General features: G+C 72.1%; 20 protein-coding genes. 8 read left to right on the top strand and 12 right to left on the bottom strand.

Features of this window, described 5'->3' with window-relative positions; translation table 11 throughout:
• Nucleotides 1–63 precede the first annotated feature (63 nt).
• Nucleotides 64–264 carry a hypothetical protein gene (locus AB0H83_RS23620; RefSeq protein ID WP_360097742.1) on the top strand — a complete coding sequence of 67 codons (201 nt, stop codon included), beginning with the start codon at nt 64–66 and terminating at the stop codon, nt 262–264.
• A 656-nt stretch (nt 265–920) separates the two neighbouring features.
• Here AB0H83_RS23620 and AB0H83_RS23625 read toward each other — a convergent pair.
• Nucleotides 921–2183, bottom strand: coding sequence for a DNA recombination protein RmuC (locus AB0H83_RS23625; RefSeq protein WP_360097745.1), 1263 nt, complete (start codon nt 2181–2183; stop codon nt 921–923).
• 39 nt (nt 2184–2222) lie between these two features.
• Here AB0H83_RS23625 and AB0H83_RS23630 point away from each other — a divergent pair, with 39 nt between their 5' ends.
• Nucleotides 2223–2993 (top strand): hypothetical protein, encoded by a 771-nt coding sequence (locus AB0H83_RS23630; protein WP_360097748.1) that lies wholly within the window; start codon nt 2223–2225, stop codon nt 2991–2993.
• A 14-nt stretch (nt 2994–3007) separates the two neighbouring features.
• Here the strand turns inward: AB0H83_RS23630 and AB0H83_RS23635 are convergent, their stop codons facing one another.
• The 3 genes from AB0H83_RS23635 to AB0H83_RS23645 form a co-directional block, all read right to left on the bottom strand.
• Nucleotides 3008–4927: a tetratricopeptide repeat protein gene (locus AB0H83_RS23635; protein ID WP_360097751.1), complete on the bottom strand. Its 1920-nt coding sequence runs from the start codon at nt 4925–4927 to the stop codon at nt 3008–3010.
• Between the two features lie 155 nt (nt 4928–5082).
• The gene (locus AB0H83_RS23640; RefSeq protein ID WP_360097754.1) at nt 5083–5574 is read right to left on the bottom strand and encodes a methylated-DNA--[protein]-cysteine S-methyltransferase; all 492 of its coding nucleotides are present in this window, start codon (nt 5572–5574) and stop codon (nt 5083–5085) included.
• The gene (locus AB0H83_RS23645) at nt 5574–6968 is read right to left on the bottom strand and encodes an AlkA N-terminal domain-containing protein (RefSeq protein WP_360097757.1); all 1395 of its coding nucleotides are present in this window, start codon (nt 6966–6968) and stop codon (nt 5574–5576) included. The genes AB0H83_RS23640 and AB0H83_RS23645 overlap by 1 nt, the downstream gene beginning before the upstream one ends.
• Nucleotides 6969–7160: 192 nt before the next feature.
• Between AB0H83_RS23645 and AB0H83_RS23650 the strand changes: the two genes are divergently transcribed.
• Complete coding sequence (locus AB0H83_RS23650) at nt 7161–7700, top strand: hypothetical protein (RefSeq protein ID WP_360097760.1); 540 nt, start codon at nt 7161–7163, stop codon at nt 7698–7700.
• A 71-nt stretch (nt 7701–7771) separates the two neighbouring features.
• Here AB0H83_RS23650 and AB0H83_RS23655 read toward each other — a convergent pair whose 3' ends face one another.
• Nucleotides 7772–8590 carry an AAC(3) family N-acetyltransferase gene (locus tag AB0H83_RS23655; protein ID WP_360097763.1) on the bottom strand — a complete coding sequence of 273 codons (819 nt, stop codon included), beginning with the start codon at nt 8588–8590 and terminating at the stop codon, nt 7772–7774.
• 44 nt (nt 8591–8634) lie between these two features.
• Here AB0H83_RS23655 and AB0H83_RS23660 point away from each other — a divergent pair, with 44 nt between their 5' ends.
• From AB0H83_RS23660 to ychF, 3 genes are all read left to right on the top strand, one after another.
• Complete coding sequence (locus AB0H83_RS23660) at nt 8635–9465, top strand: sugar phosphate isomerase/epimerase family protein (protein WP_360097766.1); 831 nt, start codon at nt 8635–8637, stop codon at nt 9463–9465.
• 62 nt (nt 9466–9527) lie between these two features.
• Complete coding sequence (locus AB0H83_RS23665; RefSeq protein WP_360097769.1) at nt 9528–10700, top strand: endonuclease/exonuclease/phosphatase family protein; 1173 nt, start codon at nt 9528–9530, stop codon at nt 10698–10700.
• A gap of 9 nt (nt 10701–10709) precedes the next feature.
• Complete coding sequence (gene ychF / locus AB0H83_RS23670; RefSeq protein WP_360097772.1) at nt 10710–11795, top strand: redox-regulated ATPase YchF; 1086 nt, start codon at nt 10710–10712, stop codon at nt 11793–11795.
• On the opposite strand, the gene AB0H83_RS23675 is transcribed toward ychF, so the two are convergent.
• Both AB0H83_RS23675 and AB0H83_RS23680 read right to left on the bottom strand, forming a co-directional pair.
• Nucleotides 11785–12249, bottom strand: coding sequence for a Uma2 family endonuclease (locus AB0H83_RS23675; protein ID WP_360097775.1), 465 nt, complete (start codon nt 12247–12249; stop codon nt 11785–11787). The genes ychF and AB0H83_RS23675 overlap by 11 nt on opposite strands.
• 151 nt (nt 12250–12400) lie before the next feature.
• Nucleotides 12401–12712 carry a 4a-hydroxytetrahydrobiopterin dehydratase gene (locus AB0H83_RS23680; RefSeq protein ID WP_327006267.1) on the bottom strand — a complete coding sequence of 104 codons (312 nt, stop codon included), beginning with the start codon at nt 12710–12712 and terminating at the stop codon, nt 12401–12403.
• Between the two features lie 206 nt (nt 12713–12918).
• Here AB0H83_RS23680 and AB0H83_RS23685 point away from each other — a divergent pair, with 206 nt between their 5' ends.
• Together AB0H83_RS23685 and AB0H83_RS23690 are read left to right on the top strand one after the other, a co-directional pair.
• Nucleotides 12919–13317, top strand: a complete 399-nt coding sequence (locus AB0H83_RS23685) for a (deoxy)nucleoside triphosphate pyrophosphohydrolase (RefSeq protein WP_360098036.1) — start codon at nt 12919–12921, stop codon at nt 13315–13317.
• Nucleotides 13314–13814, top strand: a complete 501-nt coding sequence (locus tag AB0H83_RS23690) for a DUF1990 domain-containing protein (protein ID WP_360097779.1) — start codon at nt 13314–13316, stop codon at nt 13812–13814. Before AB0H83_RS23685 ends, AB0H83_RS23690 begins: the two co-directional genes overlap by 4 nt.
• Nucleotides 13815–13842: 28 nt before the next feature.
• Here AB0H83_RS23690 and AB0H83_RS23695 read toward each other — a convergent pair whose 3' ends face one another.
• From AB0H83_RS23695 to AB0H83_RS23715, 5 genes are all read right to left on the bottom strand, one after another.
• Nucleotides 13843–14868 (bottom strand): succinate dehydrogenase/fumarate reductase iron-sulfur subunit, encoded by a 1026-nt coding sequence (locus AB0H83_RS23695; protein WP_360097782.1) that lies wholly within the window; start codon nt 14866–14868, stop codon nt 13843–13845.
• Nucleotides 14868–16733, bottom strand: a complete 1866-nt coding sequence (locus tag AB0H83_RS23700) for a fumarate reductase/succinate dehydrogenase flavoprotein subunit (protein WP_360097785.1) — start codon at nt 16731–16733, stop codon at nt 14868–14870. The genes AB0H83_RS23695 and AB0H83_RS23700 overlap by 1 nt, the downstream gene beginning before the upstream one ends.
• A 10-nt stretch (nt 16734–16743) precedes the next feature.
• Nucleotides 16744–17568 (bottom strand): hypothetical protein, encoded by an 825-nt coding sequence (locus AB0H83_RS23705; protein WP_360097788.1) that lies wholly within the window; start codon nt 17566–17568, stop codon nt 16744–16746.
• Nucleotides 17569–17654: 86 nt separating this feature from the next.
• A complete protein-coding gene (locus tag AB0H83_RS23710; protein ID WP_360097791.1) occupies nt 17655–19070 on the bottom strand; it encodes a metallopeptidase TldD-related protein in 1416 nt (471 codons plus the stop codon).
• Nucleotides 19067–20503 carry a TldD/PmbA family protein gene (locus tag AB0H83_RS23715; RefSeq protein WP_360097794.1) on the bottom strand — a complete coding sequence of 479 codons (1437 nt, stop codon included), beginning with the start codon at nt 20501–20503 and terminating at the stop codon, nt 19067–19069. Before AB0H83_RS23715 ends, AB0H83_RS23710 begins: the two co-directional genes overlap by 4 nt.
• Nucleotides 20504–20515: the final 12 nt, after the last annotated feature.

A 20515-nucleotide genomic window follows, 5' to 3' on the forward strand; every position in this document is an offset into this window, starting at 1 on the left:
CGCCCGCAAGACACCCACCAACACCGCCACCACGGCGGACCTCCGCGAACTGGAGACCGCAGCATGACCCACCCCACCAGCGACCCCACCATCCCTGACCCAGCCGACCGCGCCGCCCGCAACACCGCCCTGCAGACCAACAACACCGAAACCGGCTTCTGGGACGAGCACGGCCGGCCCGCACCCTGGCCCGACGACATCGACCACTGGCAACCCGAAACCAGCGGCCCCACCACCTACCAGCCCGGCCACCAACCCTTCTGACCAGCACAACTCGAAAGATCAGCCAATACACCACTTCCAGGGGCTTGACCAGGGGGCAGCAGGCCAGGGACAGGGCAGCGGGGTGAAATTGGCGGGCGGAACGTCTGCTGGGGCCAGCGCCGCAGGTCAAAGGGGGCAGCGGGCCGAGGACAGTGCCGGCGGGCGCAGATCGGTGGGTCGTCCGGCCACGACCGGCCAGGGCGATCAGCGAGCCGAAGTGCGGGCGCCGGTCGGTCAGCAGACCAGCGATATGCGGATCGGCCTGCCGGCGGCCGGCGGGCCCGGGCTCCTGATCGGCGGCCAGCGGGACGCCGACGAGCCAGGGCGCGGGTCAGCGGACCGGCGCGTCAGGCAGAACAGGGTGGCGGGTCCGCGGGCCGGGGCGGCGGCCCGCCGCGTCACGTACAGCATGCGGTCAGAGGACAGGCCTGCAGGGGCAGAGGCCGGTGGGCGTCGTCCGCGGGTTTCGGGTCAGCGGTCGGCGGGGCACCGGTGAGCGGGGTCGCGGGTCGGCGGGCAGCGAGCCGCTGTCCGCGGCCGTGCTTCGCGCGGCTCGGGCTGCGGGGTCAGCGGCCGGTGGGGCAGCGGCCCGCGCAGCTGTGGGCGGCGGCAAGCGCAGGTGTGGGGCAGCGGCCCGCGCAACTGTGGGGTAGTGGTCAGGTGGGCGGGTCTTCACGGAGGGCGGCGAGCAGGATCTCGTACTCCGTCTCGGTGGCGTCCCGGCGGGACTCGGCGGGAGCCCGGCGGGCGTCGCCGGGGGACCGGTGGGGCTCCACGGGGTCCTGGTCGGACTGGAGGTGGCGGGGGGTCAGCTCGACCTGGGGAGGGGTGGGGAGGGGATCGGCGCTGATGCCGAGCTCGGCGAGGCGGCGGGCGCTGACCAGGACGCGGGCCTCCAGCGAGCCGACGGCCTTGTTGTACGACGACACGGCCGTGCCCAGGGCGGTGCCGACCTTGGCGAAGTGGTCGCCCATGGTGGAGAGGCGGGCGTAGAGCTCCCGGCCGGTCCGGTGGACGGCGAGGGCGTTGTGGGCGAGCGACTCCTGCCGCCAGGCATACGCGATGGTGCGCAGCAGGGCGACCAGGGTGGCCGGGGTGGCGAGGACGACGTTGCGGGTGAAGGCGTGCTCGAGCAGGGCCGGGTCGTGCTGGAGGGCGGCGTCGAGGAACGTGTCGGCGGGCATGAACAGCACGACGAACTCGGGGGCGGGCTCGAACGCGGCCCAGTAGGACTTGGCGGCGAGGGCGTCGACGTGGCCGCGCAGGTGCTTCGCGTGCTGGGTCAGGTGGGCGGTGCGGCCGGCCTCGTCGCGGGCTTCCATCGCGCTCAGGTAGCCCTCGAACGGGGCCTTCGCGTCGATGACCACCTGCCGGCCGCCGTGCAGGCGCACGACCAGGTCGGGGCGCACGACGCCGGTGTCGGTGGTGGCGGTGACCTGCTCGTCGAAGTCGCAGTGCTCCAGCATGCCGGCGGCCTCGACGATCCGGCGCAGCTGGTGCTCGCCCCACCGGCCGCGGATCTGCGGGGCCCGCAGCGCGGAGACCAGCTGGCGGGTCTCGGTGCGCAGCTCGCCCGAGACGTCGTGCATGGCGCGGACCTGCTCGCGGAGCGACTCATAGGCGCCGACCCGGTCGCGCTCCAGGTCGGCGACGCGACGCTCATAGCGCAGCAGTGCGTCGTGCAGCGGGGCGACAGCGTCGGCGACCGCGTCCTGCGTCTGGTCGCGGGCCTCATACGTGAGGGAACGCAGCGACGACTCGAGCCGCGCCTCGCCGTCGCGGGTGGCCTGCAGGGTCGCCTCCAGCTTGGCCACATCGACGGCCGCGCGCGACCGCGCGGCGAACCAGCCGAGCGCGGTGCCGGCGGCGAGCCCGATGAGGAGGCCGAGGATCAGCAACAGTTCCACGGGTATCAGCATGCACGAGGGGTGTGACAGAAAATGGGTACCGTCAACCTCATGGAGACCTGGATCGTCCTCGTCGTGCTCGCGCTGGTCGTGATCGGCCTGGTGGCCGTGGTCGCGGGCGGCCGGCGCAAACGGGCCCGGCAGGAGCTCGCCGACGCGCGTGAGGACGCCCTGCGCTGGTACGAGCGCCTCGGCGGCCAGGTGATGAACCTGAGCGGGGACGCCCCGGCGGTCCGCCAGGCGCTCGCCGACGCCGGGGAGCGCTACACCGCCGCCGGCGCCCAGCTGGAGCGCGCGACCTCGGTGAAGCAGTACGAGCTGGTCCGCGAGACCGCCCTGGAGGGCCTCGCGTACGCGCGGGCGGCCCGGGTCGCGCTCGGCATCGACCCCGGCCCGGACCTGCCGCCGCTCGCCGGGGCGCACGCGGGGCAGCTGACCAGGGAGCGCGAGGTCGACGTGCAGGGCCACCGGTTGCGGGCCGGGCCGCAGCCGGGCGACGCCACGCCGTACTACTACCCGGGCGGCGTGGTCGCCGGGCGCGGCGTGCCGGCTGGCTGGTACTCCGAGCCGTGGTGGAAGACGGCCCTGGTCGCCGGCGCGTGGGGGCTCGGTTCGCTGCTGGTGTTCGACGCCCTGTTCAGCCCCGCGTGGGGCGACACGGGCTATGACGCCGGCTTCAACGCCGGCTTCGACCAGGGATACGACACAGGCGCAGACGCCGGCTTCGAAGACGCAGGAGACGCAGGAGACGCAGGAGACGCAGGCGACTTCGGCGGAGACGTCGGTGGAGACTTCGGTGGAGACTTCGGGGGCGACTTCTAAGAAGCAGCCAGCCGTCAGTACCGGCTGCCCTGCGCCCCTCGCGCCGCCCGCTCCGCCAGCGCCAGGTCCGACGCCGCCGCCCGCGCGAACGGGCTGTTCGCCCCCAGCAGCTGCGCGTACACCGACTGCGCCGCCCGGTACTCGGTGACGGCCTCGTCGAGCCGCCCCAGGTCGTGCAGCACGCTGGCGAGCCGGTGCCGCGACACGGCCGTGTCCAGGTGGACCGGGCCCAGCAGGTGCAGCCGGCTGCCCAGCACCGCCCGGTGCTCGGCCTCGGCCTCCGGCAGCCGCCCCGCGTGGTGCAGCGCCGACGCGAGGAGGCTGCGGCTCATGAGCGTGTCGCGGTGCTCCTGGCCGAGCAGCCGGGCACGGGCCCGCATGACCGTGCTGTGCTCGTCGATCGCCCGGTCGAGCTCGCCCATGTCCTGGTACACCTTGGCGAGGTTGCTCCGCGAGATCAGCGTCTCCTGATGGTTGCTGCCCAGCACCCTGGTCCGCGCCTCGAGGACCCGCTGGTGCTCGCCCTCGGAGCGGGTCAGGTCGCCGAGCTGGTGGTAGATCGTGGCGAGGTGGCTGCGGCTGGTCAGCGTGTCCGGGTGGTCCTCGCCGAGGATGCGCATCCGGGCGGTGAGCACCTCGTCGCACTCCACCAGGGCCTCGGCCAGCCGGTCCAGGTCGCGCAGCACGGTCGCGTGCTGGTCTCGGGCGGTGAGGGTGTCCGGGTGGTCCCAGCCGAGGGCGTGCGCGCGGGCGTCGACGATCTCGCCGTACGCCTCCTTCGCCTCCTGCAACTGGCCGCGCCAGTGCAGGTCGGTCGCCCGCTGCCAGCTCGCCGAGTCGTCGTAGACGCGCGGGGCCGGTGACGGTCGGCGGCGCGGCTCCGGGGTGGGCCACTCCGCCGGCTCCGGCTCCGGCTCGGGATGCAGCTCCCGCTGCGCGGGAATCGCGGCAGAGGACGGCCCGAAGACCGGCGCCGCGGTGCCGAAGCCGGGCGCCGGCGGGCGCATGACCGGCGGGCGCGGCGGCGCGGGCGGTGGCGGCGGTGCGGCATGCCGGTGCACCTCGGGCCGGCTCGGGATCCGCACCGGCTGCGGCTCGAAGATCTCGTCGTCCACGTACGGGTCGGGCTCCGGCTCGAACGAGTCGGGCGAGAACCGTTCGGGCACGAACCGGTCCGCCGGCGCGTTCGCCGCGGGCCCGTTCGCGGACGGGGACAGCACGACCTCGGGCACCTCGATCGGCGACTCGAGCCCGCGCCGGCGCAGCTCCCGCTTGAGCGAGACGATCGCGTCGGAGATGCCGTCGCTGGCGTCGCCGAGCCGCCACGCGACCGCCATCACCGGCCGGTCCAGGGCGATGCTCAGCTGCCGCACGGAGCTGAGGATCGAGTCGTCGGGGGAGGCGTTGACGATGACCAGCGCCGCCTGGAACGCGGCCGTCTGGCCGACCAGCAGCGCCTGGTACGTGCTCTGCATGCGCGCGATGGAGAACCCGGTGCCGGCCCGGATGTCGACGATGATGTGCGACTCCGACATGGCGATCGGGCCGAGGAAGTACCCGAAGACCGGCTGGAGCTTCTGCCCTTCGCGCCCCGCCGCCTCGTACAGCGCGGCATTGGCCCCTTCGTGGTACGCGATCGCCTGCGGGGCGTGGCCGCGGATGAGCTGCACGAACCGGTCGTAGGCGCCCTCGGCGTCGCCGTCGAGCTGGGCCTTGCCGGCGGAGGCGAGGCGCTCCTCACGGTCGGTGGAGCGGACCACGATCGTGCCGCCGGACAGCCCCGCGAGCCCCACCAGCACGCCGGCCGCCACGAGAGCGGCGGCGCCGGCGGTGCTGCGGAACTGCACCGTGGTGAGCACGCCCAGCGCGACCAGGGCGAGCCCGACGAGCACGACGGTGAATCGGGTCTGGCTACTCCATCGTCCGCCAGTCATCGGTCCTCTTCTACGCGATGTTCGCGATGATGCAAGCCCGCAGCAACGAGAAAGATCCGCAGCGTGACAAGAATCCTCCCACGAATGAACCAGTCCACGGTAGATCGCGTCCGTGAACCCTGCCATTCACGTAGTCCCGAATATAAAAGTGTCAATTACGCGACAGAACGCTCGTGCTCCAGCAGCCAGCGCTTCACGGGCAGCCCCCAGCGGAACCCGCCGAGCGTCCCGTCGGTGCGCAGCACCCGGTGGCACGGCACGAACAGGGCGGCCGCGTTGCGGGCGCAGGCCTGCGCGGCGGCACGGACCGCGGGCGGGCGGCCGGCGAGCGCGGCGAACTCGCGGTACGTCACCGGCGCCCCCGCCGGCACCGTGCGCAGCACGTCCCACGCGTGGGTGAGGAACTGCCCGCCGGCGCGCTGGCGCACCGGGACCGTGTCGATCGCGGTCAGGTCACCGTCCAGGTAGGACAGTGCGGCCTTGCTGGCGTCGCCGACGTCGTCGCGCCGGTGCAGGTCCGTCACGTCGACGAACAGGGCGAGCGTGCCCAGGTCGGCGGTGAACCCGCTGGCCAGCACGGCGCCGTCGCCGTCCACGACGATCGTCAGCGGGCCGGCGGCCGTCGGGGTGGTCGAGTAGTACAGCATCAGCAGCTCCTCCAGAGTCTGATCACGGCGTAGGAACGCCAGGGTCGCCAGCGCTCGGCGTGCGCGGCCAGGGACTTCGGGTCGGCGGGCAGGCCGAGGGCGCGCGCGCCGCGCAGCACCCCCAGGTCGGTCGGCAGGAACGCGTCGGGGTCGCCGAGGGCGCGCATCGCGGTGTACTGCGCCGTCCAGTCGCCGATGCCGGGCACCTCCTTGAGCCGGGCGGTCGTCTCGGCCCGGTCGCCGCCGTCCAGCTCCAGCTCGCCGGCGGCGACCGCGGCCGCCAGCGCCCGCAGCGTGCGCCGCCGGGCGGTGGGCATGGCGAACGCCTCGTCCGGCAGCTCGAGCAGCTCGGCGGCGGTCGGGAAGGCGTCGCCGGTGACGAGCCTGCGCAGCACGGTGCGGGCCGCGGCGACCGAGATCTGCTGCCCGACCACCGCGCGGACCGCGATCTCGAACCCGTCGGTGGCGCGCGGCACCCGTACCCCGGGCTCCTTCAACACCATCGGCGCCAGCAGCGGGTCGTCGCTGAGCGTGGCGTCCACGGCCGCGGGGTCGGCGTCCAGGTCGAGCAGGCGGCGGCAGCGGGCCACCGCGGGGGCCAGGTCGCGCAGGTCGGCGAGGTGCAGCGTGGCCGCGACGTGGCCGTCGCCGGGGCGCAGGACGGCGGTCCCGGAGCCGTGCGGCAGGCGCAGGTTGCGGCGGTACGCCTCACCCTCGCGCCCGTCGATGCCTTCGATCGCGCGGTCACCCAGGAACGACAGCAGCGCCTCGGCGTGCAGCGGCGCGCGGAACGGCAGCCGCACCGACACCACCCCCGGGTCCTGTTCCGGCTGGGTGCGCCGGATCCGCAGGTCGGACGGGGTGCGGCCGTAGATCTCGCGGACCGTGTCGTTGAACTGCCGCACGCTGCCGAAGCCGGCCGCGAACGCGATCTCGGCGAGCCCGAGCCGGGTGGTCTCGATCAGCACCCTGGCCGTCTGCGCGCGCTGCGCCCGGGCCAGCGCGAGCGGGCCGGCCCCGACCTGCGCGGTGAGCATCCGGTGCAGGTGGCGTTCGGTGTACCCGAGACGCCCCGCCAGTCCGGGCACCCCGTCACGATCCACGACCCCGTCGGCGATCAGGCGCATCGCCCGGCCGACCACGTCGCCGCGCACGTCCCAGGCCGGTGAGCCGGGTGCCGCGTCCGGCCGGCAGCGCAGGCAGGCCCGGAACCCCTCGCGCTGCGCCGCAGCCGCCGTCGGCAGGAAGCGGACGTTCTCCGCCTTCGGCACGATCGCCGGGCACGACGGCCGGCAGTAGATCTTCGTCGACTTGACCGCGGTGACGAAGACTCCGTCGAACCGCGCGTCGCGGCTGGTCGCCGCCCTGCGGCAGGTATCGAAGTCCAGTTCCATGCCACCCATCCTGCCCCCCAGGTCCGCCCCTCGGCTGGCGGCTTTCGGACCTGGGTGTCGGCCCGGCCGTGGCGCTGTCCGGTTCCGGACCGCCCGGTGGCACATTTGCGGGATTCAGCCGATCGGCGGGTTGTCTAAGTTGGTCTCACCAGCGAGAAACAAACGGCCCCCAGCCGAGATGGAGATAGCACCATGAGCGAGTACGACACCGACCCGACCGCCGGCACCGGCGAGGCCGACGCCGGCTACGGCGAGTCCGAGATCATCACGCTGCAGGGCGAGGACGGCTCGACGATCTACGCCGTCGACGTCGACCACGACGGCGACGCCGAGGCCGCCGGGCGCGACCGGGACAACGACGGCCAGCTCGAGGAGATCGCGCTGGACACCGACGGTGACGGCACGCTCGAGACGACGATGGTCGACCTGGACGGCAACGGCACGTTCGACGCGGTGCTCATCGACACCGACGGCGACGGGGTCAAGGACGTCGCGGCGCTGGACGCCAACGGCGACGGGCTCATCGACCGCGTGGTCGCCGACACCGACGGCGACGGCATCATCGACACCGACATCAAGGACGAGAACTTCGACGGCGTCGCCGACTCCGTCTCCCAGGACACCGACGGCGACGGCGACAGCGACGTGACGGTTACCGACACCGACGGTGACGGCACGTTCGAGACCGTCCGCTACGACGACCCGACCACCAACCCGCTCGCGCAGGCCTGACCCGCGCCGCACGACCAGGACCCGGCCGCCCCGACCACGGGCCGGCCGGGTTTCGTGCAAGCGGCGGCCGTTCAGGTGTGGTGGCGGCGCGACAGCCAGGTCGCGCCGAAGTCGACCAGCGCCCGCTGGCGCATCAGCCGCGCCGTGCCCGAGCCGACCGGGCCCACCCGCTCCAGGCCCGTGATCGCCGCGAAGTCCTTGCCGAGCGGCTCGAACAGCGACGTGTCGTCGGCGAGCTCCACGTACTCGACCCAGCGCCGCTCGCCGTCGACCAGCACCGGTGAGCCCTGCCGCAGCCGCGGCCGCGGGTGCGGGGTCTGCGCGCGGTACTCCGCCAGGTGCAGCGAGGTGTTGTTGTCGTGCCCCACGCCCAGCAGCAGCACCCAGGCGTCCGCCTCGTAGAGCCGGGCGAGGGGCGAGCCCTCGCCGAGCCCGTCGTCGAGCGTGTGGCCGTCGGTGATGCGCCGCGCGTCCGGCCCGTGCGCGGCGAAGGACACCGTCGGGTGGGCGCTGCGCAGTACCCCCGGGAAACTGCGGAAACACTCGACGACGGCACCCATGAAGTAGGTCGGCGTGGTCCGCGGGTCGAAGGCCGGGGTCTCCGACCGGATGACCTCCCACCAGGACTGCGGCACCGCGGGGTTGCCCCAGTCGGACGGCTCCGTCAGGTGCCGCGAGTGCGTCGGCATCACCAGCGTGCCGGCCGGCCCGACCGCCTCCAGCAGCGCCGTCACGACCGCCTGCGCGCCGCCGGCGACCCAGCCGAGCCGCGACAGCGACGTGTGGACGATGACCGTCGCGCCGGCCGGCAGGCCGAGCGTCGCCAGCTGCGCGACCATGCCGCGGACGGTGCCGGGCACGGCCGCCCGGGCGACGGCGTCCTGCTCCACAACCGGCCACTCTAGCCGGTGGAAACCGGTGGATACTGGTCGCCATGGTCGAGTGGGTGCTGTCCGGGTTCGGCGACGAGATCGACGACGATCCACGGGTCCAGCTGGCGGTGCTGCGGGCGCTGGGCGCCTCGCACGTCGAGGTCCGCAGCGCCTGGGGCGTCAACGTCGCCGACTTCGACGCGGAGCTGACCACCCGCCTCGCCGCGCTGCTCGCGACGCACGGCATGGCCGTGTCGGCGGTCGCGTCCCCGATCGGCAAGAGCGGCGTCTACGACGACCCCGTCGCCGAGCTGGCCAGGCTGCGCGCCGTGGTCACGCTCGCGCAGCGGCTGCGCAGCCGGTACGTGCGGATCTTCTCCTTCTACCGGCCGCCCGGCGTCGACGTGGCGGCGACCCGCGACACCGTGCTGCGCCGGCTGCGGGCGTTCGCCGACCTCGCCGAGCGGGAGGGGGTGGTGCTCGTCCACGAGAACGAGAAGGACATCTACGGCGACGTGCCGGCCCGTGTGCTGGACCTGATCGAGTCGGTCGGCTCACCGGCGCTACGGGTCGCCTGGGACAACGCCAACTTCGTGCAGGTCGGGGTGCGCCCGTTCACCGACGGCTACGCGATGCTGCGCCCGCACCTGGAGTACCTGCAGGTCAAGGACGCTCTGTTCGACAGCGGCGCGGTCGTGCCCGCCGGGGAGGGCGACGGCGAGCTGGCGCAGACCGTGGCGGCGCTGCGCGACGACGGCTGGCGCGGGTACGCATCCCTGGAGCCGCACCTGGCCGACCCCGCCGACCCGGCCCGGACCGGCCCCGCGGGCTTCGGCCGGGCGGCGCGGGCGTTCGCCGCCCTGACCGCCGCCGCCGGCGTCACGCTGCGCTGATCACGGGTGTCTGGCGGCTAGCCGACTGTGGTTCCGCGATCGTGTTGCTACGTTGCGTAGCCATGCGGCTCGCGACGTACAACGTGGAGAACCTGTTCGCCCGCGCCAGGGCGCTCGACCCGGCCGACCCGGCGAAGGGCCAGCCGGCGCTGTCGGCGTACGAGGAGTTCAACCGCGTCGCGGCCCAGCCGGTGTACTCCGAGGAGGACAAGGCCACGATGCTGGCCGCCCTGGAGACGCTGCGGGTGTTCGTGGGCACCCGCGCCGGCCGGCGGCCCAACCCGGACCTGTTCGGCGACGCGTTCGCGGTGCTGCGGGAGAACCGGGGCGACTTCCTGGCCGCGCCCGCCGACGCCGAGCCGCGCATCGTCGCCGCCGGCCGGTCGTCCTGGAACGGCTGGGTCGACCTCATCGTCGACCCCGTCGACGAGATCGCCACCCGGATGACCGCCAGGGTCGTCGCCGACGTCGCCGCCGACGTGCTGTGCGTGGTGGAGGCCGAGAGCCGCCCGTCGCTGGTGCGGTTCAACGAGGAGCTGCTCGGCGGCCGGTACGCCCACGCCATGCTGGTAGACGGCAACGACCCGCGCGGCATCGACGTCGGGCTGTTCTGCGTCGCCGGCATCGAGATCGACTGGGTCCGCAGCCACGTCGACGTGCCCGACCCGGCGACCGGCCGGCGCCTGTTCAGCCGCGACTGCCCCGTGTACCGCCTGCTGCTGCCGTCCGGCGCGGAGCTGTACGTGCTGCTCAACCACCTGAAGAGCCAGTCCTTCACCAGCGGCGACCCGGACCCGCTGCGGACCCGTCAGGCCGGCGAGGTCCGGGCGATCTACGACCGGCTCCGGGCGGCCGGCGCCGAGCACGTCGCGGTCGTCGGCGACTTCAACAAGCGCCCCGACCACGCCTCGCTGCGGCCCCTGCTCGGCCCCGACTCGCCGCTGGTCGACGCCTACGCGCTGCCGGCGTTCTCCGGCCTGTACGACCCCCTGGACCGCGACCGGGAGCGCCCCGGCAGCTTCCAGTCCTGCACGATCGGCAATCGCCTGGACTACATCCTGCTGTCACCGGAGCTGGCGCGGCGGGTCACCGACGGCGGGGTCTTCCGCCGCGGCCTGTGGGGCACGCCGTCCAACGCGCGCCGGCCGCGGCTGTGGGACGCGTACCCCGAGATCACCGGTGCCCGGCACGCCGCGTCCGACCACGGTGCGGTCTGGGTCGAGGTTGACCTGTAGCTTTTACGCGTGGCACTCAGCATCGGGATCGTCGGCCTGCCCAACGTCGGCAAGAGCACCCTGTTCAACGCGCTCACCAAGGGCGACGCGCTCGCCGCGAACTACCCGTTCGCGACCATCGAGCCCAACGTCGGCGTGGTCGGCCTGCCCGACCAGCGGCTCGCCCGGCTCGCCGAGCTCTACGGCTCGCAGAAGATCATCCCGGCGCCGGTGTCCTTCGTCGACATCGCGGGCCTCGTGCGCGGCGCGTCCAAGGGGCAGGGCCGCGGCAACGCGTTCCTCGCCAACATCCGCGACGCCTCGGCGATCTGCCAGGTGGTGCGCGCCTTCGCCGACCCCAACGTGGTCCACGTCGACGGCAAGATCTCCCCGGCCGACGACATCGAGACGATCAACACCGAGCTGCTGCTGGCCGACCTGCAGACGATCGAGAAGGCGCTGCCCCGGCTGGAGAAGGAGGCGAAGGTCCGCAAGGACCGCGCCGGCATCGCCGCCGCCGCGAAGGCCGCCGCCGACCTGCTCAACGGCGGCACGACCCTCTACGCGGGCGCCGCCAAGGCCGGCATCGACGTCGCGGAGCTGCAGGAGCTGCACCTGCTGACCGCCAAGCCGTTCCTGTACGTCTTCAACGTCGACGAGGCCGGCCTCGCCGACCCGGCGTTCCTGGACGAGCTGCGGGCCCTGGTCGCCCCCGCCGAGGCGATCTTCCTCGACGCGAAGATCGAGTCGGAGCTGACCGACCTGGACGAGGAGGAGGCGCTGGAGCTCCTGGCGTCCATCGGCCAGCCGGAGCCCGGCCTGCACCAGCTGATCCGCGTCGGGTTCCGCACGCTGGGCCTGCAGACGTACCTGACCGCCGGCCCGAAGGAGACCAGGGCCTGGACGATCCCGATCGGCGCGACCGCCCCGGAGGCCGCGGGCGTCATCCACTCGGACTTCCAGCGCGGCTTCATCAAGGCCGAGGTGGTCAGCTTCGACGACCTGATGGCCGCCGGCTCGCAGAACGCGGCGAAGGCCGCCGGCAGGGTCCGCATCGAGGGCAAGGACTACGTCATGCAGGACGGCGACGTGGTCGAGTTCCGCTTCAACGTCTAGCGGGCAGCAGCTTGTCCAGGTCGATCGTCACCGCGAACGGCCTGGACACCCGCAGCTCCCCGCGATGGATGCCGGTCGCCACGTATGACCTGGTGGGTTCGTCGAGCTCGTAGGTGTGCACGACCGGCGAGGACTGCTCCTCCTCGATCCGCCAGTAGTGGGCGATGCCGGCCTTCGCGTACTTGCGCAGCTTGACCGTCCGGTCACGGTGCGCGGACTCCGGCGACTCGACCTCGACGACCAGCAGCACCTGGTCGGGTGGGTAGAAGGTGCGGTCCGGATCATAGGCCGCCGTGGTGGTGAGCAGGTCCGGCTCGGGGCGGTTGTACTTATCGAGCCGGATCGTCATCTGCGGTTCGACCTCGACACCTGCCGGTGCCTGTTCCGCGAGGACATTCACCAACGCGTGGATGAGCCGGCCGTGCCAGGCCCGCCGCGGTGACAGCGTGAACACGAGCGCTTGATCGATCAGCTCGGTGTGGCGCGGCGCTTCTGGGAGGTGGTCGAGGTCGTCGGCGAACCACCCTCGACTCGGGGTGGGCGCATCCAGTCCGGCACCGCGCTCACGGCGTCATCGTAGCGGTGCGTGACGGAAGGCTGGCAAATCAGGCGGCGCCGGCGATGATCGTGCGGTAGAGGTCCTCGATCCGGGCGGCCAGGGTCACCTCGCCAGGGGATAAATCCGACATGCCGGGCACGCGTAAGCGGATCTGCGTGCGGCCGTCGAGGCGGCGCACGTCGGGGCGCACCTGGAGCGCGTCGGCGACGATCTTCATACGCTCGGTGAGTGCCGCATGCTGGGAATCGTCCAGGTGCAGCGTACGGCGAATCTCTTCGCCGTCGTGCGTCCAGCCTTGCAATAAGGCCAGCGCATCGCTGAGATAGTCACGGTGCTGTTCGCTCCGCCGGGCCCGCATGTCGACCTACCCTCCCGCGGCATCGTTGCCGGCTTGTGGCCGTTTCGAAGCCTGCCCGTCATCAACGGTGACTGCAAGTCTCCTGGGCGACTGGTGGATCTGTCCACGGCCACATTTCCCTCGTCTGGTGAACAACACGGCAGAGCCGACCACCGGAACTTCATTTCGATCTGGCACCCTGGTTGCCCGTGCAGACCGAACGGTTGATGCCAAGGATCATCGTCGGCGCCGCGATCATCTCGGATGGTCGCGTCCTGGCCTGTGAGCGAGCCTTACCGCCCGAAATGGCCGGAAGATGGGAGTTTCCCGGTGGGAAAGTGGATCCGGGGGAGACGGAGGAGCAGGCGCTGATCCGTGAGTGCCAGGAGGAGCTCGGGGTCGAGGTCGAGGTGGGCGCCCGCGTGGGGGATGACATCACGATGCTCGACGGCGCCGCGATTCTCAAGGTCTATCTCGCCCGGCTGGTGAACGGGGCGATCCCCGTGCCGCTGGAACACAGCGACATCAGGTGGCTCGCCGGCGACGAGCTCGACACGGTGCCGTGGTTGCCGGCCGACGCGCCGATCGTCGTGGCGCTGCTGCCGTTGCTACCTTCGACGCCGTGACCGTCACCTATCCCGAGATCGGCGCCACCCGCGAAGGGCCCCTGCCGTCCGGCTACCACCACGCGACCCGCCGGGTGAGGGTCGGGCAAGGGCACGAGGCATTCGCCGCCGCAGCGGCCGCCCTGGCCCGCTGGCAGCCGCAGCGCGGCGCCGGGCTGCGGCTGCGCAGCGACGCCGACCGGGTCACGCTCGGTGGCCGGTTCTCCACCGGGATCGGCGTGGGGCCGCTGCGGCTGTGGGTGCCGTGCCTGATCGTGTGGGTCGTCGACGAGCCGGAGCGGTACGGGTTCGGCTTCGGCACGCTGCCCGGGCACGTGGCGACGGGCGAGGAGTCGTTCCTGCTCAGCGTCGGGCCGGCCGGCGAGGTGTGGTTCGAGATCAGGGCGTTCAGCCGCCCGGCGAAGTGGTGGGTCCGCCTCGGCAACCCCGTGGCGAGGCTCGTCCAGTCGCGGGTCACCGACCGGTACGCGAAGGCCATGCAGAAGGCGCCCCTTTGAGCAAAGGGGCGCCTTCGACGAGGACGAACTAGTGGTGGCCGTCCCCGGACGGGGCCGACGGGTGCTGGTACCGCAGCTGCTCAGCCGGCAGCGGGAACACCTGGTCGTCGCCGAACGGCGAGCCTGCCGCCGCCCGGTCCAGGGTGAGCTCCGCCACCGTGAGCTTGCCGTCGGCGCCGACCGGCGCCTGCTGTGGCACGGGGCCCTCCTGGTGCCAGTTGCTGCTGGTGTCCGCGACCGCGAGGTCGCCCGACTGCGTCTTGCTGTTCGACACGGGGAGCGCCGGCGCGGGGTCGTCCAGCTGGTCACGACGGAAGATCTTGCGTCCGAGCCAGGTCACCGGGTCGTACCTCCGATCGACAACACGTTCCTTCATCGGGATGATCGCATTGTCAGTGATTTTGATGTGTTCGGGGCAGACTTCGGTGCAGCACTTGGTGATGTTGCAGTAGCCCAGGCCCTGCTCCGCCTGCGCCAGTTCCTTACGGTCGTCGCGGGCGTCGAGCGGGTGCATGTCCAGCTCGGCGGCCCGGATGAAGAACCGCGGACCGGAGAACGCCGGCTTGTTCTCCTCGTGGTCCCGGATCACGTGACACACGTTCTGGCACAGGAAGCACTCGATGCACTTGCGGAACTCCTGCGAGCGCTCCACGTCGACCTGCTGCATCCGGTACTCACCGGGCGCGACACCGGCCGGCGGCGAGAACGCGGGCAGCTCGCGGGCCTTCTGGTAGTTGAAGTTGACGTTGGTGACGAGGTCACGGACCACCGGGAACGCCCGCAGCGGCGTCACCGTCACCGTCTCGGACTCCTCGAACGTCGACATCCGGGTCATGCAGCCCAGCCGCGGCTTGCCGTTGATCTCCATCGAGCACGAGCCGCACTTGCCAGCCTTGCAGTTCCACCGCACGGCCAGGTCGGGGGTCTGCGTCGCCTGCAGCCGGTGGATGACGTCGAGCACGACCTCGCCCTCGTTGACCTCCACCTGGAAGTCCTGCAGCGAACCGCCGGTGTCGTCGCCGCGCCAGACGCGGAAGTGGCGTTTGGTGCCCATCACAGCTCCTCGTCGGTCATGTACTTGGCGAGCTCGGTCCGGTCGAACAGGCCCTGCAGCTCAGGACGCATCACCGGCAGCGGCTTGTGCTCCAGCCGTACGTCCTCGCCGTCCAGGGAACAGACCAGGTTCACCTTGCGCCACTTCGGGTCCATCTTGGGGAAGTCCTCGCGGGTGTGCCCGCCGCGCGACTCGGTGCGCTCCAGCGCCGCCTTCGCCGTGCACTCGGACACGATGAGCATGTTGCGCAGGTCCAGCGCGAGGTGCCAGCCCGGGTTGTACCGGCGCCCGCCGCTCACGCCGACCTTCTTGACGCGCTCCTTGAGCTCCGCCAGCCGGGTGATCGACTCCCGCAGCTCGCCGTCGCGCCGGATGATGCCGACCAGCACGCCCATGATCTCCTGCAGCTCGTGGTGCAGGACGTACGGGTTCTCCCCGGCGTCCGCCCGCGCGAGCGGCGCCAGGGCCGTCTCCACGGCCGCCTCGGCCGCCGCGGCGGACGGCCGGCGCCGGCCGATCCTGTCCGCGTGCGCGGCCGCGTGCTCGCCGGCCCGCTTGCCGAAGACCAGCAGGTCCGACAGCGAGTTGCCGCCGAGCCGGTTGGAGCCGTGCATGCCGCCGGAGACCTCACCGGCCGCGAACAGCCCGGCCACCGCGGCCGCGGCCGTGTCGGCGTCGACCTCGACGCCGCCCATCACGTAGTGGCAGGTCGGGCCGACCTCCATGGGCTGTTTGGTGATGTCGACGTCGGCCAGCTCCTTGAACTGGTGGTACATCGACGGCAGCCGCTTGCGGATCTGCTCGGCCGGCAGCCGGCTCGCGATGTCGAGCAGCACGCCGCCCGCCTTCGTGCCACGGCCCGCCTTGACCTCGCTGTTGATCGCCCGGGCGACCTCGTCACGCGGCAGCAGCTCCGGGGGGCGCCGGTTGTTGTCCGGGTCGGTGTACCAGCGGTCCGCCTCATCCTCGGTCTCCGCGTACTGCTTGCGGAACACGTCGGGCACGTAGTCGAACATGAACCGCTTGCCCTCGGTGTTGCGCAGCACGCCGCCGTCACCGCGGACCGACTCCGTCACCAGGATGCCCTTGACCGACGGCGGCCAGACCATGCCGGTGGGGTGGAACTGCAGGAACTCCATGTTGATCAGCGTCGCGCCGGTGCGCAGCGCCAGCGCGTGGCCGTCGCCGGTGTACTCCCAGGAGTTGGAGGTCACCTTGTACGACTTGCCGACGCCACCCGTCGCGAGCACGATCGCGGCGCTCTCGAAGAGCACGAAGTCGCCGGACTCGCGGTAGTAGCCGAACGCGCCGGACACGGCGCCGTCCTCCACGAACAGCTCCGTGATCGTGCACTCCTGGAAGACCCGGATGCGGGCCTCGTAGTCGCCGTGCTCGGCGAAGTCCTCCTGCTGCAGCGACACGATCTTCTGCTGCAGCGTGCGGATCAGCTCCAGGCCGGTGCGGTCGCCGACGTGCGCGAGCCGCGGGTACTCGTGACCGCCGAAGTTGCGCTGGCTGATCCGGCCGTCCTTGGTGCGGTCGAACAGCGCGCCGTAGGTCTCCAGCTCCCAGATGCGGTCCGGGGCCTCCTTGGCGTGCAGCTCCGCCATCCGGAAGTTGTTGAGGAACTTCCCGCCGCGCATCGTGTCGCGGAAGTGGACCTGCCAGTTGTCGCGCGAGTTGACGTTGCCCATCGCCGCGGCGGCGCCGCCCTCGGCCATGACGGTGTGCGCCTTGCCGAACAGCGACTTGGAGATGATGGCGGTCTTCTTGCCGGCGAGCCGAGCCTCGATCGCGGCGCGCAGCCCGGCGCCACCGGCACCGATGACCACGACGTCGTAGGTGTGTCGCTCGATGTTCGTCATGGATGTGTCCTCAGTTGAAGAACCGGAAGTCGGTGATCCACTCGGCAGAGACCGCCATGACATAGGCGTCGGCGATGATCACGGAGAAGAGGGACGCCCACGCGTACTGCTGGTGCTTGGCGTTGAGCTTCGACACGAGGCCCCAGGCGCGATACCGCACCGGGTGCTTCGAGAAGTGCTTGAGCCGCCCGCCGATGATGTTGCGGCAGGAGTGGCAGCCCAGCGTGTACGCCCAGATCAGCAATGCGTTCACAGCCAGGATCAGCGTGCCGAGGCCCATGCCGATGCCGCCGTCCTTGCCGTGCCAGGCGATGACCGCGTCATACGTCAGCACCGAGCCGACCAGGATCGCGGCGTAGAAGAAGTACCGGTGGATGTTCTGGAAGATCAGCGGGAAGCGGGTCTCGCCGGAGTACGTCTTGTGACCGTCCGGGACCGCGCACGCCGGCGGCGACAGCCAGAACGAGCGGTAGTAGGCCTTGCGGTAGTAGTAGCAGGTCAGGCGGAACCCGCCGGGCAGCACCAGGATGATCATCGCCGGTGAGATCCAGGACGGCAGCTGCGGGATCGGCTGGCCGAGGAAGTGGCTGGATCCCTCGACGCAGCTCTGTGTGAGGCAGGGGGAGTAGAACGGCGCCAGATAGTGCTCGGCGCTGGCCCAGTAGTACTTGTTCATGAAGGCGCGGACCAGGCCGTAGACCACGAAGGCCCCGAGACCGAGGAACACCAGTAGTGGCTGTAGCCACCACCGGTCCGTCCGCAACGTTTTTTCGCTGATCGCTGCGCGGGGCCCCGCGCCTGAGGCTGACCGAAGCCTGGCCGGCGTGGTCGTCATGGTGATTGCTCCCTGGACGGGCCGATGTACCGATCTGTGGTCGGTGCACACGTTACGCTCGGACGCATCAGGCCTAGTGATCGCCCTCACCCAGACGCGCCGCCGGTGTAATTCCATGTGGCGAGCCGGAGCGCCGGAGCCACCGTGCCGGATTCCGACCAGGGCCCTGGCAGTTCGACCGCGCGCGGTCCGACACCCAGCACCGCACCCGGCGCGAGGGCCTGCGGATACGACTGCGTGAACCGGAAGTTGCGCACCGGCCTGGTCACCACGCCGTCCTCGATGAGCCACACCCCGTTGCGGGTCAGCCCGGTCACGACCAGCGTGCGGGGGTCCAAAACCCGGGTGTAGTGGTTGTCGGTCACCAGCAGGCCCCGCTCGACCCCGCTGACCAGCGCGGCCACCCCGGAGTCCGCCGCCGGCCCGTCGACCTCCACCGGCGCCGGCCCGTCGTGCGCGAGCAGCCGCAGGCTGGCCGGCACCGCGCCGAAGCTCGCCCCGCCCGCGATCGCGTGCCCCGTCGAGACCGCCTGCCCCCTGGCCGCCGTCCGGCGGTCGTGCACCACCGCGCTGGACACGCCCCGGTCGACCAGCACCACCCGCTGCCGCGGGGTGCCCTCCACGTCGAACGGCAGCGCCGTCGAGTCCGGCGCCGTGGCGTCCTCGACGATCGTCACCGCCGGGTCGAACTGCGCCGCCCCCAGCTCCAGGAACGACTGCCGGTCCTGCAGCATCTTGGCGTTGAACCCGTAGATCGCCAGCATCTGCAGCACGTCCGCCACCGCGGTCGGCTCCAGCACCACCTCGTAACGCCCCGGCGGCAGCTCCACCGGGTCCTCGCCGGCCCGCGCCTTCGCCGCCGCCCGTGCCCCGAGCACCGCGCCGTCGATGTCCGCCAGCCGCGTCGAAGCCAGCCGGGCCAGCCCGTCGGAGGTCGCGGTCCGCGCGATGCCGTCCATGGCGGCACTGGTCCGCCCGCCGAGCAGGTGCTGGCCCGCCGAGTTGAGGTAGACGACCCGGGTCGCCGACGTGCGGCAGTATCCGGCGACCTCCAGCCCGCCCGCCTGCTCGACGAACGCCCGCACCCTGGCCGCCCGCTCGTCCGGCGCCGCGGCCGCGGTCGCCTCGTCCAGGTTGCCGGCGAAGCCCTCGCCACCGGACCAGCCGCTCCCGCCGCCCGAGCTGCTCTCCGCGGTGCCCGGGCCGCCGCCGGGCGGGGTCAGGCCCGGCCACGTCGGGTCGAGCGGCGCCAGGCGCATCGAGGCGACGGTGCGGCGCACGAAGTCCTCGATGCCGTCGAGCACGGTGCTGGACGCGGTCGCGGTGCGGCCGTCGGCGTGCAGCCGCAGCCGCACGGTGGTGGTCTCGTCGGCGACATTCTGGTGGATGTAGGAGTTGGCGAACCGGGTCAGCGACAGCGCCGCCCGCTCCACCACCACCTCCGCCTCGACGCCGGCGTCGACGAGCTTCAGCACCCGTGCCGCGAGATCGGTCTCGCTCATCCCCGGACCCCCACCCGCACGTTCTGGAACCGGGCCGCGGCCGCCGGATGGCCCGTGTGCCCGATCTGACCTGGTTGACCCTTGCCGCAGTTGGGCGTGCCCCACGCCGTCGTCTCGGAGCCCAGCATGTCCATCGACCCCCAGAACCGCGGCCCGATGCCCGTATACGTCGGGTTGCGCAGCATCCTGCCCAGCCTGCCGTCCTTGATCTCCCAGCCGATCTCGCAGCCGAACTGGAAGTTGAGCCGCTTGTCGTCGATCGACCAGGACCGGTTGAAGTCCATCAGCACGCCGTCGGCGGTCGAGGCGATCATCTCCTCCAGGCTGTGCGGCCCGGGGGTGAGCCCGACGTTGGTCATGCGCACCATCGGCAGCCGCGCCCAGCCGTCGGCCCGCACGCTGCCCGCATAGTCGAGCCCGGCGACCGCGGCCGAGTCGCGCCCGGCGAGCGTGCCGACCCAGATCCCGTCCTTCACCGCATACCGCGGCGCGGCCGGCGTGCCCTCGTCGTCATACCCGAACGACCCGAGCGCGCCCGGGATCGTCGGGTCGATCGTGATGTTCATCAGCTCGGAGCCGTAGCGCAGCTGGTTGAGCTTGGCCAGGTCGAGCCAGCTGGTCCCGGCGAACGCCGCCTCCCAGCCGAGGATCCGGTCCAGCTCGATCGCGTGCCCCACCGACTCGTGGATCTGCAGCGCCATCTGCTCGCTGCCCAGGATCAGCGTCGTCTCGCCCGCCGGGCACTGCGGCGCCGTGAGCAGCGCCCGCGCCTCGTCGGCGATGCGGGCCGCGTGCGCGGTCAGGTCCAGCTCGTCGACGAGCTCCCAGCCCCTCGTCCCGTATTGCCCGCGGTAGGAGGGATACGAGCGCCGCTGCGTCTCGCCGTCGCCGATCACCGTCGCCGAGATCCCCGCACCCGACTCACGGATGTGCTGGTCGATGCGGTGCCCCTGCGACGACACGAACCACTTGCGGGTGTCCCAGATCTGGTAGATGCCCTCGGCGATGTCGGCGCCGCTCTTGTGCGCCTCCGCCGTCGCCGCCGTGAGCAGGTCGCCCTTGGTCGACAGCGCCACCGAAAGCGGGTCGACCTCGCAGGCGCTGGCCCACGAGTCGGTGCGCGCCTCCACCTCGACCAGGTCGACCGCCGGCGCCGGCACCGAGGCGGACGCCCGCGCGATCGCCGTGGCCCGCTCACCCGCCCGCCGCGCCGCGTCGCGCCCCAGATCGGGCACCGCGAAGAAGCCCCAGCTCGACCCGACCAGCGCCCGCACGCCCACCCCGGCGTCCTCGGCCTGGCTCAGGTCCTCGATCTCACCATTGCGCGCACTCATCGACTCGGACCGCCGGTGCATCACGCGCGCGTCGGCATACCGCGCCCCTGCCGCCAGGGCCGCCTCAACCGCCGCGCTCGCCACGTCGAAGTGGGTCATGGTTGGACCCTA

Origin of the sequence: Dactylosporangium sp. NPDC050688, from assembly GCF_040654515.1 — a bacterium.
In the GTDB taxonomy this organism is placed as follows: Bacteria; Actinomycetota; Actinomycetes; order Mycobacteriales; family Micromonosporaceae; genus Dactylosporangium.